The sequence below is a fragment of the Streptomyces avidinii genome, from assembly GCF_014650695.1.
In the GTDB taxonomy this organism is placed as follows: domain Bacteria; phylum Actinomycetota; class Actinomycetes; order Streptomycetales; family Streptomycetaceae; genus Streptomyces; species Streptomyces avidinii.
In genome coordinates this window covers 1-16,505 of record NZ_BMVL01000015.1, presented here as the reverse complement: position 1 = coordinate 16,505, position 16,505 = coordinate 1, and the positions used below count along the sequence as shown (strand labels likewise).

Below are 16,505 nucleotides of genomic sequence, written 5' to 3'. Positions count from 1 at the left end.
CGGGCCCTGACCACCATGGACGCCTCCAACTACCGCCGCGTGCCGGTGGGCGTGGTCGCCCCGCGCGACGCCGAGGACGTGGCGGCCGCGCTCGCCGTGTGCGCCGGCGCCGGGGTGCCCGTCGTGCCGCGCGGCGGCGGGACCTCCATCGCGGGCCAGGCCACCGGGGTGGGCGTGGTCCTCGACCTCACCCGGCACATGAACGCCCTCGTCTCGGTGGACCCGGCGGCCCGCACCGCCGTGGTCCAGCCGGGGCTGGTCCTCGACCGGCTGCGGGACGCGGTGCGCCCCTACGGGCTGACCTTCGGGCCCGACCCGTCCACACACGCGCGCTGCACCCTCGGCGGCATGATCGGCAACAACGCCTGCGGAGCCCACTCGGTGGCCTGGGGCACCACCGCCGACAACGTGACCGAGCTCGCGGTGGCGGCGTACGGGGGCACCGCCCACCGGATCGGAACGGGCTGGACCGGCGCCCCCGACGGACTGCGGGAGCTGGTCACCGCGCACCTCGGACTGCTGCGCACCGGGATGCGGCCCGTCGGGATGCCGCCCGTCGGGAAGGCGCCCGCCTTCTCGCGGCGGATCTCCGGCTACGGGGGCCTCGACGCACTGCTGCCCGAGCACGGGGTGCAGCTCGCGCGGGCGTTCTGCGGGAGCGAGGGCACGCTCGGGGTGGTGACGGAGGCGGTGGTGCGCCTGGTCGAGGCGCCGCCCGCGCCGGTGCTCGCGGTGCTCGGGTACGCCGACGAGAGCGCGGCGGCGGACGCGGCGGCGGGGCTGCTGCCGTACGGGCCGCTGACGGTGGAGGGGATGGCCGAGGACCTGGTGGGGGACCGCGGCAGCGCCGGGAGCGGGGCACCGGCGCTACCGCGGGGCCGGGCGTGGCTGTTCGTGGAGATGCCGGACGAGGGCGGGGCGCGGGCCCTGCTGCGGGCAGCCGACCCGCTCGACGTGACGGTCGTCACCGACCCGGCGGCGCAGCGTGCGCTGTGGCGGATCCGCGAGGACGCGGCGGGCACGGCGACGAGGATGCCGGACGGCCGGATGGCCTGGCCGGGGTGGGAGGACTGCGCGGTGCCGCCGGCCCGGCTGGGGGCGTACCTGCGGGAGTTCCGGGCGCTGCTTGCGGCGCACGGGCTGCGCGGATCCCCGTACGGGCACTTCGGCGAGGGCTGCGTGCACGTACGGATCGACTTCGACCTGGTGTCGGCGGCGGGCGTCGCCCGCTTCCGGGCCTTCTCCGGGGAACTGGCCGATCTGGTCGTCGCGCACGGCGGTTCCCTGTCCGGGGAGCACGGGGACGGGCAGGCGCGGGCGGAACTGCTGCCGAAGATGTACGGGGCGGAGGTGGTCCGGCTCTTCGGCGCCTACAAGGACGTGTGGGACCCGGCGGGCGGCATGAACCCGGGAATGCTGGTCAGGCCGGCGCGGCTGGACGAGAACCTGCGTTTCGCGGTGCTGCCGGCCACCTCGTTCGCGGGCGAGGTCGCACGGTGCGTGGGGGTCGCGAAGTGCCGTACGACCGAGCCGGGCGGGACCGGCGTGATGTGCCCCTCCTACCGGGTGACGGGGGAGGAGCGGCACTCCACGCGGGGCCGGGCGCGGCTGCTGCACGAGATGCTGGCCGGGGAGATCGTCACGGACGGCTGGCGCTCGGCGGAGGTCGCCGAGGCGCTGGACCTGTGCCTGGGGTGCAAGGGCTGCCGCAGCGACTGCCCGGTGGGCGTGGACATGGCCGCGTACAAGGCGGAGTTCCTGCACCGGCACTGGGCGGGCCGGATCCGCCCGCTGTCCCACTACACGCTGGGCGGGCTGCCGGCCTGGCTCCGCCTGATCTCCCGCCTGCGGGCGGCCGGGGCAGTCAACGCGGCCGCGCGCCTGCTGCCGGTAACGGTGCCGGGGCTGGCCCCGGAGCGGGCCCTGCCGGAACTCGCGAGGCGGCCGTTCACGCGTGGCACGGGCCGCCGGCCCGGGGAGGGGGGTGGCGGGGCGGCGGACGGCTCGCCGCCCGGGCGCGGAACCGCGCCGGGGCCCGGTCTCACGCCGGCGCCCGGTCCTGCGCCCGTGCCCGGTGCCGTGCCCGGTGCCGGTCCTGCGCCCGTGCCTGGTGCCGGTTCCGGTCCCGGTCCGGGTCCGGGATCCGGTCCCGGTCCTGCGCCCGCGCCTGGTCCCGGTCCTGCGCCCGTGGGATCCGGTCCCGTGCCTGGTGCCGGTCCGGGTCCCGGTCCCGCGCCTGGTGCCGGTCCCGCGCCCGGTCCCGTGCCCGTGCCCGGTCCCGCCGTGACCCTCTGGCCCGACACGTTCACGGAGTACCTCGCGCCCGAGGCCGGCCACGCCGCGCTCCGCGTGCTCCGGGCGGCCGGCCTGGATGTGTCCGTCCCCCGCGGCGGCCGGGTCTGCTGCGGCCTGACGTACGTCTCCACCGGCCGCCTCGACCGGGCCCGCCGGGTCCTGCGTCGGACGCTGGACACCGTCGGCGAGGTCCCCGGCCCCGTCACCGTCCTCGAACCGAGCTGCGCGGCCGCCCTGCGCACCGACCTGCCCGCGCTGCTCCCCGACGACCCCCGCGCGGCCCGCCTCGCGGCGGCGGTGCGGACCTTCGCGGAGACCCTGGAGGAGTACGCCCCGGACTGGCGGCCGCCGCGCCTGGACCGGGCGGTGGTCGGCCAGACCCACTGCCACCAGCACGCGGTGCTCGGGGACGGCCCCGACCGGCGGCTGCGCGAGCGGGCCGGACTGGTGGGCGGGCTCAGCGGCGGCTGCTGCGGCCTGGCGGGCAACTTCGGCTTCGAGCCCGGGCACCACGAGGTGTCGGTGGCCTGCGCGGAGGAACAGCTGCTCCCGTCCCTGCGCGCGGCCCCGCAGGACGCCGTGATCCAGGCGGACGGGTTCTCGTGCCGTACGCAGATCGCGCAGCTGGGCGGGGTCCGGGCCCGGCACCTGGCCGAACTCCTGGCGGAGGGGTTGTAAGGCAGCACATACGGCAACACTCCTTACGGACCCTTAGGCTGGAGAAATGCCCGCACCTTCCTCCTCGTCCCCGACGAGCTCGCCCACGGCCGCCACCGAAGCGGTTCCGGCGCCGGTTCCGTCGACCGCCAAGGGCTCCGTTTCCGGCTCCGGTTCCGGTTCCGGCTCCGGACTGGGGCCCGTGGCGCTGGTGATCTCGGCGGGGATCTCGGTGCAGTTCGGCGCCGCCCTCGCGGTCATGATCATGCCGAGGGCGGGCGCGGCGGGAGTGGTCACCCTGCGCCTCGCGGCCGCCGCGCTCGTGCTGCTGGTCCTGTGCCGCCCGAAGGTGCGCGGCCACTCCCGTTCCGACTGGGGCACGGTGCTCGCCTTCGGCGCCGCCATGGCCGGTATGAACGGCCTCTTCTACCAGGCCATCGACCGGATCCCGCTCGGCCCGGCCGTCACCCTGGAGGTCCTCGGGCCGCTCGCCCTCTCCGTCATCGTCTCCCGGCGCCTGGTCAACCTGCTCTGGGCCGGCCTCGCGCTCGGCGGCGTGGTCCTGCTGTCCGGGCACGGCGGGGGCGGCCTCGGCTTCGGCTCCCTCGACCCGCTGGGCGCGGCGTACGCGCTCGGGGCGGGCGCGATGTGGGCGGCGTACATCGTGTTCAGCGCGCGTACCGGCCGTCGCTTCCCGCAGGCGGACGGGCTGGCCCTCGCGATGGCGGTGGCCGCGGTCGTCTCGCTGCCGCTGGGCATCGCCGAAGCCGGCTCGGACCTGCTGGTCCCGAGCACGCTGGCCCTCGGCCTGGGCGTGGCCGTCCTGTCGTCGGTCCTCCCGTACACCCTGGAACTGCTCGCGCTGCGGCGGATGCCGGCCCCGACCTTCGCGATCCTGATGAGCCTGGAGCCGGCCATCGCCGCCACCGCGGGCTTCCTCGTCCTGAACCAGGCCATGTCCGCACTGGACGCGCTGGCCATCGCCCTCGTGATCGCGGCCAGCATGGGCGCGGTCCGCTCGCAGATCCGGAAGAAGGCCGCCTGATGGACGTCGCCACCTACCTGGCCGCGGCCCCGGAGGCCCGCCGGCCGGCCCTGGAGCGGCTGCGGGAGCTGTGTGTGGAGGAGCTGACCGGCTTCGAGGAGGGGATCGCGTACGGGATGCCGGTGTACGTGCGGGCGGGTGCGACCGACGGCGAGATCGCCTGGGCGAACCAGAAGCAGTACATCTCCTTCTACCTGATGCGCACGGACATCCGGGACGCCTTCGCGGCCCGCCTGGCCCCGCACGACATGGGCAAGGCCTGCCTCCGCTTCCGCACCCCCGCCAAGGTCGACTTCGACCTCCTCCGGGACCTCCTGCGCGCGACGGCCCGGGCGGCCCCGGGCGAGGTCTGCTGAGGGGTAACGGGAGCTGCACGCGCGGGGCCTTCACCCCCTCGGCACCCCTGCTCGCGGGCGGTGGCTGCCCACCCGCCCCCCTCGGAGGCTGGGCGGAGCCGATGGCCTGCTGGGCGGGGTCGGGCGTCGGCGAGCTCTGCCTGGCCCGGCCGGCTGGACAGGCCGGCTTCGGTGGGCGGGAGCCTCTTGATCGGCATCAGGGATGTGTATGGGGGTTTCCCGACAGTCTCATCGTCTCTCCGTGTCGGGCCGGTCCCTCAAGGGCGCTCCTTCGTCGCGTCACCGCGTGATGGCCTTCGGCCACCCTTGACCGACCGTCCCGCCCCGGAAATCCGAAGACTGCCGGGATACCCCCAAAGGAACGGCCCGGGGGGCAAGGGACCACCGGGGCGGTCGGAGATCCCCGGGGATCCCGGTGGGCACGGCCTTGAGATGCGGCCCATCCGGACCGGACCCGGGGTCGGTGGGGCGCACCGAATCGCTACGCGCTTCTCATTTCTCAGCGTCTCCGGGCCGTCTTGGGCCGGGCATAGGCCGCCACCACATGTGGGTGCTCTCCTCCTCGACTGCGACCGGTGGTTCGGGCGTGGTCACGGGGTGAGATCGAGGACTCGGACCGGCTGTCCGGTCCGGACCGCTGTGCGCTCCGCAGTTGCCGCTGCTCGGCGCGATCGCCGGCTCAGTCAGACCTGGACGGTTCTGCGTACTCGGGTGATCACCCTCTGGGCCTCTGCGCCGAACACTGCGGCCGAGTGGAACGCTTCCCAGACCCTGCGGTAGACACCGATCGTCTCCGCATCGTCCAGCCACAATTCCGCATACCAGTCGTCGACAATGACGAGTTGGTCATCGAAGATCCAGAAAGGGTTGCCCGGCGGCAGCCTCAGGGCTGCTTCGTACGGGACAATTCCCAGCTTCACGGTGTCCATGCCCACGACCCCCAGTAGACGGTCCAGCTGGGCGACCGGATGTGTCTTTCGAACCCTTTCAGGCGGCCGTGCAGCTCCTCATATGTGCCCGGTTGGCCTGTGGCCTCGGCCCACTGCCGGAGGTCGTCAGGTGTGGCCGTCTGGCGTCCGTTCTCCAGCTTGGAGATCTTGCTCTGTCCCCAGCCCAACCGCTCGGCCAGAGCAGTACCGGTGATCCTGCCATGGGGGCTCGACTCGCGCAGCTCACGCAGGCGCAGCCCGAGCGCCTCGCGGGCCTTCTGGTAGTCCGTACTCACCGGTGGTCGTTCTGTCTACTCGCCCGCAGTCAGCCCTGCCAGGAACCTCTCGTACGGGACCGCGTGATCCCACCGCGCCGCTCCGGTTTCGATGAACTGCCCATACGTCTCGGTGGCTTCGTCGCTGGCATACCGACTTCGGGTTTCCAGTCGCCACGCGGTGTGCTCGAACGTCCGGAACAGGTTCTCGAACTCGTCCAGGTCGATGATGCTCGCCTTCCGCGTGGTGTCCTTCGGCGTCCAGTCCACCAGTAGCTCGCGAGGCACGACGACAGCGACCTCGCCCTCGGAGAGGTGCTGTAGCTGGGCCACATCGTCGGGGTCTGCCAGTGGCGGGCCGTGGACGATCACCTCTCGGCTGTCCACGTCCTCGTGGACCGAAGGGCATCCGGTCCCGCCGCTGCCCGTGCCGTTGAACCGCAGCCTGCGTGCCATTCGCGATCACCTCTCGCGGAGGAAGGACGTCCCGACAAGGGTGTCGGCCGCCGCAGCCGAATGTCGAGGTATGACGGGACCCCGCGCGAGAATATCTGGGAATAGTCTCGGTGCGGTCCAACTCCTGGCTTCCAGAGTTCCGTTCATGGACGCGACCCCAGCCAAGAAGCGGGACGGGATCTGGAGCATGTTGTGGCAGCAGACGCCGCAGCGCGATGCGTTCCCCAAGCCCGATGCCGAGCCGACTGACGGATGTGACGAGTGCACCCGCCTGCGCAAGCTGCGTCGCGCGGCCCGCAAGGAACACGACGGCAGCACCGCGACCGACTGCAACATCCGCATCCGGCTGCATGCCGATGGGCACGGGAGGCGGGAATCGTGACGGCTTCCGGGTCCGGGCTTGAACCAGTCCCGTTCATCGACTGTGGCGTGTGCGAAGCCCTCAACGAGGAACGGGCAGAGGCATGGCGAGCGGCGGATCTTGTGGAGGTGGCGAAGATGAACGCCGAGATTCGCAATCATCCGCACCGCCGCAGGAGGGCATTCAAGCGAACCGGCAGCAGGGAGGGGCAGCCGTGACCGTCAGGTCCGTCGTGACTTCGTCAAGCATGTGATCAAGCGGCATCCCGATGCCGAGACGACCGCCACAGCCCGTTGTGTGCACCCTGACTGCGGCTGGGAAGCACCTCCGACCGGCGACGCGAACGAGTGCGCCGACTGGTGCATGGAACATACCGGCCGCACTGGGCACGGCATCTTCCTGCGCACGTTCTCCACGACGGAACAGCCGGCGGCCTATGTCCAGCCCCGGACGGTCGTCGGGCGCTGGGAGATGAGGAGCGCGTAGCGATCGGGTGCGCTTCCCCCGACCCGGGTCCTGGTGTGGATGGGCCCGCCCCGGGAACGGGCCTACACCCGTCCCCGTCGCGCGTCTCCGGCCGCCCCGTCCCCAAAGGCTCGGACCGGCCCGACACGGAGAGACGATGAGACTGACGGGAAACCCCCATGCGCCTCTCCGATGCCGCCCGAGTGGCTCCCGCCCACCGAAGCCGCCCCGAAGCCCCCGACGGCGGGTCAGCCCAGGGGGAGGTCCAGGTAGGACGGGGTGGCGTCCGGGGAGGTGAACGCCAGGGTCGCGCGCGGGAGATTGGCGTCGCCGTAGAAGGGGTCGCGGGCGTCGATCACCAGCATCAGCCGGTGGCCGCGCGGCACGTCGTAGGCCGTGGCCTGGAGTTCGATGTCCGCGCTGATCAGGCTGTCGGGCGGGGAGTCGAGGTCGGTGTACGGGGCGTGCGTGACGATGTGCGCCGTCCCGTCGGGTGCCGTGTCGAGGAGGTACGCGACGAAGGTGGATCCGGGGTTCGCCGCCCGGTACGTCACGCGCAGCCGCGGTATGCCGCGCAGCCGGGTGGTCTCGGCGACGGGGTCCGCGGTCCACACGGCGGCGACGGTGCGGTCGATGTCCTGGGTCCGGTAGATCTTCGGGCGGCCGGCGATCTCCGCGTAGCCGGACTGCACCACCTTGTCGGCGACGGTCGCCGGGGTGTCCACCCCGCACAGCACGGTCGACGTCCAGCCGGGCTGCGGCTCCTCGCCGAGCTCGCCGTCGTCCGCCAGGTGCAGCCGTTCCACGCGTTCGGTGAGGGAGGGCCAGGTGGGGCGGGGTTCGAGGGCCTTGCTCCACATGATCTCGCCGAGCACCTCACCATCGGCGTCGATGCCGTTGTCGATGTCCTTGAGGTGGCGGTCGAGCCAGCGGTGGGCGTCCGTCCAGATCCGGTTGGGCAGGCCGAGCATGCCGGTCATCTCGGGGCCGGAGTGGTCGCCGATGGATACGGCGAGGCGTTTGGGACCGGTCAGTTCGTTGAACATCTTCAGCGTCTGGTTGGGCGGGAAGAGCGTCTCGTGCCAGGCGTGGGAGAAGAACACCGGTACCTGGCGGCGGTTGAGCTCCTTGATGTGGGAGAAGGGCGAGCGGGTCTCCGCCCAGCGCAGGGTGCCCTGGACGTCGCGGTTGGCGAGGACGTTGTCGAAGACGCTCTGCGTCTGCGGGCTGAGCCGGGCCTTCGCGGCCGCGTCGAGCAGGGCCCGGACGGCCGCGACGTGCCGCGTGGAGTTCTCGTAGAAGGCTTCGCCGAGGTCGCCCCAGGTGCTGAGGGCGACGACGGCGTCGACGCGGGTGTCGTGCGCGGCGACGAGCTGGCTGACGCCGGAGCCGTACGAGTCCCCGAGGAAGCCGATCTTCGTCACGGTCCCGGTGCTGCGCTCGATGAGGTGGTCGAGGGCGCGGCTGCCGTCGGCGACGTCGAGCGGGCCCGCGACGTCGACCTGGCCCTCGGAGCCGGCGAAACCGCGGGTGGAGTAGGCGAGGACGTTGTAGCCGCGGGCCGCGAAGAGGGAGGCCTGGACGGCGTACGGGAGCCAGCCCAGGCTGGACCAGGGCGAGGGCATGACGATCGCGGGGCGGGGCTGGGTTCCGGTGTGTCGCCAGAGCGCGGCGTCCAGGAGGTCCCCGTCGGCGCCCGTCACCTTGCCGCGGGTGAAGACGGCGACCGAGCGGACCTCGGCGATCTCGGCGGCGCGGGCGGGTGAGAGGCCGGTGACGTCGCCGCTCTCCAGGGCGGCGACGAAGGCGGTGAGGGCGGTCCCGTCGAGTTCGGGATAGAGGGAGAAGGGAGTTCGGGCGGCTGGAGTCACGTCAGTCCATCCTCTTCGTCGTCGTCTTTCGTCGTCGAACGGTTCGAGTGACACGAACGTGGGGGTGCGGTGCGTGGTGTGTGCGCCCGTCCGGGCCGGAGCGGAACGTTCAGTATCGACAGGACATCCGGTGACGTATCGCGAGTTTCCGGGTTACGGCCGAAATCGCCCCCTCCGTGCCCGCGGGCCGCCGCACGGCGGGACCTGCGTCCGGCGGGTGGGAAGGCAACTGCCTTTCTGTTGTGCTGGTTTGGTGCGTGTGGCGGGAAGGCGCCGGCACGGGAAAAAATCATGCAAGCATGCTTGATTGTTTTGGTGGGTGCTGCCAGTCTTCCCCTCACGCCGAGAAGGGGAGCGCACCGTGCCCGATCCGTCCGCCGCCCGCGCAGCCGTCGCCGTCTTCGCAGATCTGCGCGAAGAGGGTCATGAACTGGACTCCCTGGTAGGGGAGTTGGCCGCCACCGACTGGGCCCGGCCCACCCCGGCGCCCGGCTGGACCGTCGCCCACCAGATCGCCCACCTGCACTGGACCGACCGGGCCTCGCTGCTCTCCCTCACCGACGCCACCGGCTTCGGACGCATGGTCGAGGAAGCCCTGAAGGCCCCCGACACCTTCGTCGACGAGGGCGCCCGCGAGGGCGCGGAACTGGTGCCCGCCGAGCTGCTCGCCCGCTGGCGGGCCACGCGCGGCGCCCTCGACGCGGCACTGGCCGCGGCTTCGCCCGACACCCGCTTCCCCTGGTACGGGCCGCCCATGAAGGCCGCCTCGATGGCCAGTGCCCGGCTGATGGAGACCTGGGCGCACGGCCAGGACGTCGCCGACGCGCTCGGCGCGCGCCGCACCCCGACCGCGCGGCTGCGGCACGTCGCACGGATCGGCGTACGGGCCCGCGACTACGCCTACGCCGTACGCGCCCTGCCCGCCCCCACCGAGGAGTTCCGGGTGGAGCTGACGGCCCCCGACGGCCCGCAGGTGTGGACGTACGGCCCGCCGGACGCTCCGCAGCGGATCACCGGCCCCGCGCTCGACTTCTGCCTGCTGGTCACCCAGCGGGCCCACCGCGCCGACCTCGACCTCACGGCGACCGGCCCCGACGCGGACCGCTGGCTGGACATCGCCCAGGCCTTCGCCGGCCCCGCGGGGCCCGGCCGGGAACCGGGGTCCTCCCGGTGACCCGGCGCCCGCTGGTCATCGGCAACGCCTCGGGCTTCTACGGGGACCGCTTCGGCGCCCTGCGCGAGATGCTCACCGGTGGCCCGCTGGACGTGCTGACCGGGGACTACCTGGCCGAGCTGACCATGCTGATCCTGGGCCGCGACCGCCTGAAGAACCCCGAACTCGGCTACGCCAAGACCTTCCTGCGCCAACTGGAGGAAGGGCTCGCGCTCGCGCACGAGCGGGGCGTACGGATCGTCGCGAACGCCGGCGGCCTCAACCCGGCCGGACTCGCCGACGCGATACGGGCCCTGGCGGCGAAGACCGGTGTCCCGGTGCGGGTCGCCCACGTCGAGGGCGACGACCTCACCGCGCAGGTGGACGGGGCCCTGACGGCCAACGCCTACCTCGGGGGCGCCGGGATCACGGCCTGCCTGCGCGCCGGGGCGGACGTCGTGGTGACCGGCCGGGTCACGGACGCGGCGCTGGTCAGCGGCCCGGCGGCCTGGTGGTTCGACTGGGCGGCCGACGACCACGACCGGCTGGCGGGGGCGGTGGCCGCGGGCCACGTCCTGGAATGCGGAACGCAGGCCACCGGCGGCAACTACTCCTTCTTCGCCCGGCACGACGTCCGCCGCCCCGGCTTCCCGCTCGCGGAGATCGCCGAGGACGGCTCGGCGGTCATCACCAAACACCCGGGCACGGGCGGCGCCGTCACCACGGGCACCGTCACCGCCCAACTCCTCTACGAGACCCAGGGCGTCCGGTACCTCGGCCCCGACGTGACCACCCGCCTGGACACCGTCCGGCTGACCCACGAGGGCGCCGACCGCGTGCGGATCTCGGGCGTGCGCGGGGAGGCCCCGCCGCCCGCCCTCAAGGCGGGCGTCACCCGGATCGGCGGCTGGCGCAACGAGGTCGTCTTCGTCCTGACCGGCCTGGACATCGAGGCGAAGGCGAACCTCGTCCGCACCCAACTCGCCGACGTGTTGGAGGGGGTGGCCGACGCCACCTGGACCCTGGCCCGTACCGACCACGAGGACGCCGACACGCAGGAAACGGCCTCCGCCCTGCTGCGCCTGGTGGTCCGCGACCCGTCCCCGGACCGGGTGGGCCGCGCCCTGACCCGGGCGGCGATCGAACTGGCCCTCGGCAGCTACCCGGGCTTCCACGTCACCGCCCCACCCGGCCCGGCACAGCCCTACGGCGTCTTCACCTCGACCCTGATCCCGTCGGACGAGGTCCCGCACACGGCAGTCCTCCCGGACGGCACCCGACTTCCGGTCCCGCCGGCCGACCCGGCTGCACGTCCGGACCCGCCGGCGTTCGAGGCGCGGCCCTACGGGAGCGGAGCCCCCGTAGCGCCGCCCGTAGGGCCCACCGTACGCGCGCCGCTCGGCGCAGTGGCCGGGGCCCGCAGCGGCGACAAGGGTGGCGACGCCAACGTCGGGGTCTGGGTCGAGGCCGACCCCGCCTGGGAGTGGCTGCTCCACACCCTCACCGCCGAGGTGTTCCAGGAGCTGCTCCCGGAGACCCGCGGCCTGCCCGTCACCCGCCACGAGCTGCCACTGCTGCGGGCCCTGAACTTCACCGTCACCGGCATCCTCGGCGACGGAGTCGCCTCCGGCCACCGCTTCGACCCCCAGGCCAAGGCCCTCGGCGAATGGCTCCGCGCCCGCCACCTCGACATCCCCGTCGCTCTCCTCCCGGCCCCGGAGGCCACCCCATGACCCGCCTCGGCACCACCGTCGACCCGCACGCCCCCGAGCACGCGCAGGCCCGTACCGCCGCGCTGGAGCGCCTCGCCGCCCTCGACACCGAACACGCCAAGGCCCTCGCGGGCGGCGGCGAGAAGTACACCGCCCGCCACCGGGCCCGCGGCAAGCTCCTGGCGCGCGAGCGCATCGAGCTGCTCCTCGACCCGGACACCCCGTTCCTGGAGCTGTCCCCGCTCGCCGCGTGGGGCAGCGACTACCCCGTCGGCGCCTCCATGGTCACCGGCATCGGCACCGTCGAGGGCGTCGAGTGCCTGGTCACCGCCAACGACCCCACCGTCCGCGGCGGCGCCTCCAATCCCTGGACGCTGAAGAAGGCACTGCGGGCCAACGAGATCGCCCGGCAGAACCGCCTGCCCTGCATCAGCCTCGTGGAGTCCGGCGGCGCCGACCTGCCCTCCCAGAAGGAGATCTTCATCCCGGGCGGCGCGATCTTCCGCGACCTCACCCGGCTCTCGGCCGAAGGCATCCCGACCGTCGCCGTCGTCTTCGGCAACTCCACCGCAGGAGGCGCGTACATCCCCGGCATGTCCGACCACACCATCATGATCAAGGACCGTTCCAAGGTGTTCCTCGGCGGTCCGCCCCTGGTCAAGATGGCCACCGGCGAGGAGAGCGACGACGAGTCCCTCGGCGGCGCCGACATGCACGCCCGCACCTCCGGACTCGCCGACTACTACGCACTCGACGAGTACGACGCCATCCGCCGGGCCCGCCGCGTCGTCGCCCGGCTGAGCCACCGCAAGCCGCACACGGACCCGCCCCGCGCCGAGGAACCCCTCCACGACCCCGAGGAACTCCTCGGCATCGTCCCGCCCGACCTCAAAACCCCCTTCGACCCGCGCGAGGTCATCGCCCGGATCGTCGACGCCTCCGACTTCGACGAGTTCAAGCCCCTCTACGGCCCCAGCCTCGTCACCGGCTGGGCCACCCTCCACGGCTACCCGGTCGGCATCCTCGCCAACGCGCAGGGCGTGCTGTTCAGCGCCGAGTCCCAGAAGGCCGCGCAGTTCATCCAGCTCGCCAACCAGCGCGACATCCCCCTCGTCTTCCTCCACAACACCACCGGCTACATGGTCGGCAAGGAGTACGAGCAGGGCGGCATCATCAAGCACGGCTCAATGATGATCAACGCGGTGGCCAACTCGAAGGTCCCGCACCTGTCCGTGCTCATCGGCGCCAGCTACGGCGCCGGCCACTACGGCATGTGCGGCCGCGCCTACGACCCCCGCTTCCTCTTCGCGTGGCCCAGCGCCAAGTCCGCCGTCATGGGCCCCCAGCAGCTGGCCGGCGTGCTCTCCATCGTGTCCCGGCAGTCCGCCGCCGCCAAGGGACAGCCGTACGACGAAGAGGCCGACGCCGGAATGCGCGCCTTCGTGGAGGCCCAGATCGAGTCCGAGTCCCTGCCGATGTTCCTGTCCGGGCGGCTGTACGACGACGGGGTCATCGACCCGCGCGACACCCGTACCGTCCTCGGCCTGTGCCTGTCGGCCGTCCACAACGCCCCCGTCGAGGGCGCCCGTGGCGGCTTCGGCGTCTTCCGGATGTGAGCCCGCACATGACGAACCTGACCTCCCTCCTCGTCGCCAACCGCGGCGAGATCGCCGTCCGGATCTTCCGCACCGCCCGCGCCCTGGGCCTGGCCACCGTCGCCGTCCACTCCGACCCCGACGCCGACGCCCTGCACGTCCGCGACGCCGACGCGGCCGTACGCCTGCCCGGAGCGGCCCCCGCCGACACCTACCTGCGCGGCGACCTGATCATCAAAGCCGCCCTCGCCGCGGGCGCCGACGCCGTGCACCCCGGCTACGGCTTCCTCTCCGAGAACGCCGACTTCGCCCGCGAGGTCCTGGCCGCCGGCCTGACCTGGATCGGGCCGCCCCCCGAGGCGATCGAGGCCATGGCCTCCAAGACCCGGGCCAAGGAACTGATGCGCGCCGCCGCAGTACCGCTCCTGGACCCCGTCGACCCGGCCGCCGCCACCCCCGCCGACCTGCCCCTGCTCCTCAAGGCCGCGGCCGGCGGCGGCGGCCGCGGCATGCGCGTGGTCCGCGACCTCGACCAGCTCAAGGAGGCCCTCGACGCGGCCGTCGCCGAGGCCCGCTCGGCCTTCGGCGACGGCGAGGTCTTCGCCGAGCCCTACGTGGAACGCGGCCGCCACGTCGAGGTGCAGATCCTCGCCGACGCCCACGGCACCGTCTGGGCGCTCGGCACCCGCGACTGCTCCCTCCAGCGCCGCCACCAGAAAGTCATCGAGGAAGCCCCCGCCCCGGGCCTGTCCGAAGCCCTCCGCACCACCCTCCACGAAGCCGCCGTCGCCGCCGCCCGAGCCGTCTCCTACCGGGGCGCGGGCACCGTCGAATTCCTCGTCACCGCCGACGGCCGCCCGTACTTCCTGGAGATGAACACCCGCCTCCAGGTCGAACACCCCGTCACCGAAGCCGTCTTCGACCTCGACCTCGTCGCGCTCCAGCTGCGCATCGCCGAGGGCGCGGCCCTGCCCCCGGCGCCCCCGCAGCCCACCGGCCACGCCGTCGAGGCCCGCCTGTACGCCGAGGACCCCGCCCAGGACTGGCGCCCGCAGACCGGCGCCCTGCACACCCTCGCCATCCCCGGCGAGGTCCGCGTCGACACCGGTTTCACCGACGGGGACACCGTCGGCATCCACTACGACCCCATGCTCGCCAAGGTCGTCGCCCACGCCCCCACCCGCGCCGAGGCCGTCCGCACACTCGCCCACGCCCTCGCCGGAGCCCGCATCCACGGGCTCACCACCAACCGCGAGCTCCTCGTACGCTCCCTGCGGCACCCGGAGTTCACCGCTGGACACCTCGACACCGGCTTCTACGAGCGCCACCTCGACACCCTCACCGGCGGCGCCCCGGACGCCACCGCGGCCGCCCTCGCCGCCGCCCTCGCCGAAGCCGCCCCCACCCCGGACGCCCCCCTCGCCGCCCGCCTCGGCGGCTGGCGCAACGTCCGCTCCCAGCCGCACACCCGCCGCTACCGGTCCGCCGGCGTCGAGCACGAGGTCCAGTACCACCCGGTGAACCACCCCGGGATCCGGGTCGTGGCTGCCACCCCCACCCTCGTCACCCTCGAAGTCGAGGGAATCCGGCGGGCGTTCCACGTGAAACAAAATTCGAACAAGACCGAGATCTACGTGGACTCAGCTCTCGGCGCCCACACCTTCACCCCCGTTCCCCGCTTCCCGGACCCCCAGGACCGCACGGAACCGGGCTCCCTGCTCGCCCCCATGCCCGGCACCGTCGTGCGCATCGCCGAGGGCCTGGCCCCCGGCAGCGCCGTCACCGCCGGCCAGCCCCTGCTCTGGCTGGAGGCCATGAAGATGGAGCACCGCATCCTCGCTCCGGCCTCCGGCACGCTCACCGCGCTCCACGTCGCCACCGGCCAACAGGTCGAATTCGGCGCCCTGCTCGCCGTAGTCCAGGAGGAACCGCAAGCATGAGCCCCGTCATCGAAACCGAAGAACACCAGGCCCTGCGCACCGCCGTCGCCGCGCTCGGGCGGCGCTACGGCCGTGAGTACCTCGCCCGCGTCGCCCGCGAAGGCGGCCACCCCGACGAGCTGTGGGCCGACGCCGCGAAGCTCGGCTACCTCGGGGTCAACCTCCCCGAGCAGTACGGCGGCGGAGGCGGCGGCATCGCCGAACTGTCCATCGTCCTGGAAGAACTCGGGGCCGCGGGCTGTCCCCTCCTCATGATGGTCGTCTCGCCCGCCATCTGCGGCACGGTCATCGCCCGCTTCGGCACCGAGACCCAGAAGGAGACCTGGCTGCCCGGCCTCGCCGACGGCAGCCGCACCATGGCCTTCGGCATCACCGAACCCGACGCCGGATCCAACTCCCACCGGATCACCACCACGGCCCGCCGCGACGGCCAGGACTGGATCCTCACCGGCCGCAAGGTCTTCATCTCCGGCGTCGACATCGCCGACGCCACCCTCATCGTCGGCCGCACCGAGGACGCCCGCACGGGCAGCCTCAAGCCCTGCCTGTTCATCGTGCCCCGAGACGCACCCGGCTTCGGCCGCACCGTCATAGACATGGAACTGCAGGCGGCGGAGAAGCAGTTCGAGCTCACCCTGGACGACGTCCGCCTGCCCGCGTCCGCCCTGGTCGGCGACGAGGACGCGGGCCTGCTCCAGCTGTTCGCCGGGCTCAACCCCGAGCGGATCATGACGGCCGCCTTCGCCATCGGGATGGGCCGCCACGCCCTGGCCAAGGCCGTGGACTACGCGAAGACCCGCCAGGTGTGGAAGAGCCCCATCGGCGCGCACCAGGCGGTGGCCCACCCGCTGGCCCAGGCGCACATCGAGCTGGAACTGGCCCGCCTGATGATGCAGAAGGCCGCCCGCCTGTACGACGCGGGGGACGACATGGGGGCGGGCGAGGCGGCGAACATGGCGAAGTACGCGGCGGGGGAGGCGTGCGTGCGGGCGGTGGACCAGGCCGTCCACACCCTCGGCGGCAACGGCCTCACGCGCGAGTACGGCCTCGCCTCCCTCATCACCGCGTCCCGGGTGGCCCGCATCGCCCCGGTCAGCCGCGAGATGATCCTCAACTTCATCTCCCACCAAACCCTCGGCCTCCCCAAGTCGTACTGACTGCCCTGCGGTACGGCTCGCGCGGGTTGCCCTGCGGGCGGCTCGGCGGCTCGGTGGTGCGGCTCGCGCCGGTGTGCCGGGCGCTGCCCGGACCCGCGCCTCAATCGCCGGCGAGGCTGGATGTGCGGGCCCGCACCTCAGTGGACGGCGTGACTGGGGTGTGCGGCGGTGTCGGCGGGGGTCGGTGCGTGGGGCCGTGCCGGGGTGTCTCCTCGGCTCGGCGCGCGCGGGCATGTCT

General features: G+C 73.1%; 11 protein-coding genes and 2 pseudogenes. 10 read left to right on the top strand and 3 right to left on the bottom strand.

The genetic code is table 11. From position 1 onward, the window contains the following. Positions 1-15: 15 nt before the first annotated feature. The 3 genes from IE257_RS30230 to IE257_RS30220 are packed head-to-tail and all read left to right on the top strand — an operon-like array spanning position 16 to position 4,353. Positions 16-2,973, top strand: a complete 2,958-nt coding sequence (locus IE257_RS30230; RefSeq protein ID WP_189973191.1) for an FAD-binding and (Fe-S)-binding domain-containing protein — start codon at positions 16-18, stop codon at positions 2,971-2,973. 46 nt (positions 2,974-3,019) lie between these two features. After that, positions 3,020-3,997 (top strand): EamA family transporter, encoded by a 978-nt coding sequence (locus tag IE257_RS30225; protein WP_189973055.1) that lies wholly within the window; start codon positions 3,020-3,022, stop codon positions 3,995-3,997. After that, positions 3,997-4,353 (top strand): DUF1801 domain-containing protein, encoded by a 357-nt coding sequence (locus IE257_RS30220; RefSeq protein WP_189973054.1) that lies wholly within the window; start codon positions 3,997-3,999, stop codon positions 4,351-4,353. Before IE257_RS30225 ends, IE257_RS30220 begins: the two co-directional genes overlap by 1 nt. Positions 4,354-5,036: 683 nt before the next feature. Here the strand turns inward: IE257_RS30220 and IE257_RS30215 are convergent. Together IE257_RS30215 and IE257_RS30210 are read right to left on the bottom strand one after the other, a co-directional pair. Beyond that, positions 5,037-5,578 (bottom strand): annotated as a pseudogene (locus tag IE257_RS30215) (Scr1 family TA system antitoxin-like transcriptional regulator). A 51-nt stretch (positions 5,579-5,629) separates the two neighbouring features. After that, positions 5,630-6,013 (bottom strand): annotated as a pseudogene (locus IE257_RS30210) (DUF6879 family protein); the annotation flags it as partial. A 145-nt stretch (positions 6,014-6,158) separates the two neighbouring features. Here IE257_RS30210 and IE257_RS30205 point away from each other — a divergent pair. After that, a complete protein-coding gene (locus IE257_RS30205; RefSeq protein WP_189973053.1) occupies positions 6,159-6,395 on the top strand; it encodes a hypothetical protein in 237 nt (78 codons plus the stop codon). 135 nt (positions 6,396-6,530) lie between these two features. Next, positions 6,531-6,860 (top strand): DUF7848 domain-containing protein, encoded by a 330-nt coding sequence (locus tag IE257_RS39630; RefSeq protein ID WP_444545140.1) that lies wholly within the window; start codon positions 6,531-6,533, stop codon positions 6,858-6,860. Positions 6,861-7,087: 227 nt separating this feature from the next. On the opposite strand, the gene IE257_RS30200 is transcribed toward IE257_RS39630, so the two are convergent. Continuing rightward, positions 7,088-8,710: a CocE/NonD family hydrolase gene (locus IE257_RS30200; RefSeq protein ID WP_189973052.1), complete on the bottom strand. Its 1,623-nt coding sequence runs from the start codon at positions 8,708-8,710 to the stop codon at positions 7,088-7,090. Positions 8,711-9,071: 361 nt separating this feature from the next. Here IE257_RS30200 and IE257_RS30195 point away from each other — a divergent pair, with 361 nt between their 5' ends. From IE257_RS30195 to IE257_RS30175, 5 genes are all read left to right on the top strand, one after another. Next, positions 9,072-9,884 (top strand): TIGR03084 family metal-binding protein, encoded by an 813-nt coding sequence (locus IE257_RS30195; protein ID WP_189973051.1) that lies wholly within the window; start codon positions 9,072-9,074, stop codon positions 9,882-9,884. Between the two features lie 68 nt (positions 9,885-9,952). Further along, positions 9,953-11,596 (top strand): acyclic terpene utilization AtuA family protein, encoded by a 1,644-nt coding sequence (locus tag IE257_RS30190; RefSeq protein ID WP_229920760.1) that lies wholly within the window; start codon positions 9,953-9,955, stop codon positions 11,594-11,596. Then, positions 11,593-13,191 (top strand): acyl-CoA carboxylase subunit beta, encoded by a 1,599-nt coding sequence (locus IE257_RS30185; protein ID WP_189973049.1) that lies wholly within the window; start codon positions 11,593-11,595, stop codon positions 13,189-13,191. Before IE257_RS30190 ends, IE257_RS30185 begins: the two co-directional genes overlap by 4 nt. Positions 13,192-13,199: 8 nt before the next feature. Continuing rightward, positions 13,200-15,110, top strand: a complete 1,911-nt coding sequence (locus tag IE257_RS30180; protein ID WP_189973048.1) for an acetyl/propionyl/methylcrotonyl-CoA carboxylase subunit alpha — start codon at positions 13,200-13,202, stop codon at positions 15,108-15,110. Further along, positions 15,107-16,267 (top strand): acyl-CoA dehydrogenase family protein, encoded by a 1,161-nt coding sequence (locus IE257_RS30175; RefSeq protein WP_189973047.1) that lies wholly within the window; start codon positions 15,107-15,109, stop codon positions 16,265-16,267. The genes IE257_RS30180 and IE257_RS30175 overlap by 4 nt, the downstream gene beginning before the upstream one ends. Positions 16,268-16,505 lie beyond the last annotated feature (238 nt).

Excerpts from the sequence above, each read along its gene's own strand:
- IE257_RS30230 (WP_189973191.1), top strand. The coding sequence starts at position 16 with ATGGACGCCTCCAACTACCGCCGCGTGCCGGTGGGCGTGGTCGCCCCG.
- IE257_RS30225 (WP_189973055.1), top strand. The coding sequence starts at position 3,020 with ATGCCCGCACCTTCCTCCTCGTCCCCGACGAGCTCGCCCACGGCCGCC.
- IE257_RS30220 (WP_189973054.1), top strand. The coding sequence starts at position 3,997 with ATGGACGTCGCCACCTACCTGGCCGCGGCCCCGGAGGCCCGCCGGCCG.
- IE257_RS30205 (WP_189973053.1), top strand. The coding sequence starts at position 6,159 with ATGGACGCGACCCCAGCCAAGAAGCGGGACGGGATCTGGAGCATGTTG.
- IE257_RS30190 (WP_229920760.1), top strand. The coding sequence starts at position 9,953 with ATGCTCACCGGTGGCCCGCTGGACGTGCTGACCGGGGACTACCTGGCC.
- IE257_RS30185 (WP_189973049.1), top strand. The coding sequence starts at position 11,593 with ATGACCCGCCTCGGCACCACCGTCGACCCGCACGCCCCCGAGCACGCG.
- IE257_RS30180 (WP_189973048.1), top strand. The coding sequence starts at position 13,200 with ATGACGAACCTGACCTCCCTCCTCGTCGCCAACCGCGGCGAGATCGCC.
- IE257_RS30175 (WP_189973047.1), top strand. The coding sequence starts at position 15,107 with ATGAGCCCCGTCATCGAAACCGAAGAACACCAGGCCCTGCGCACCGCC.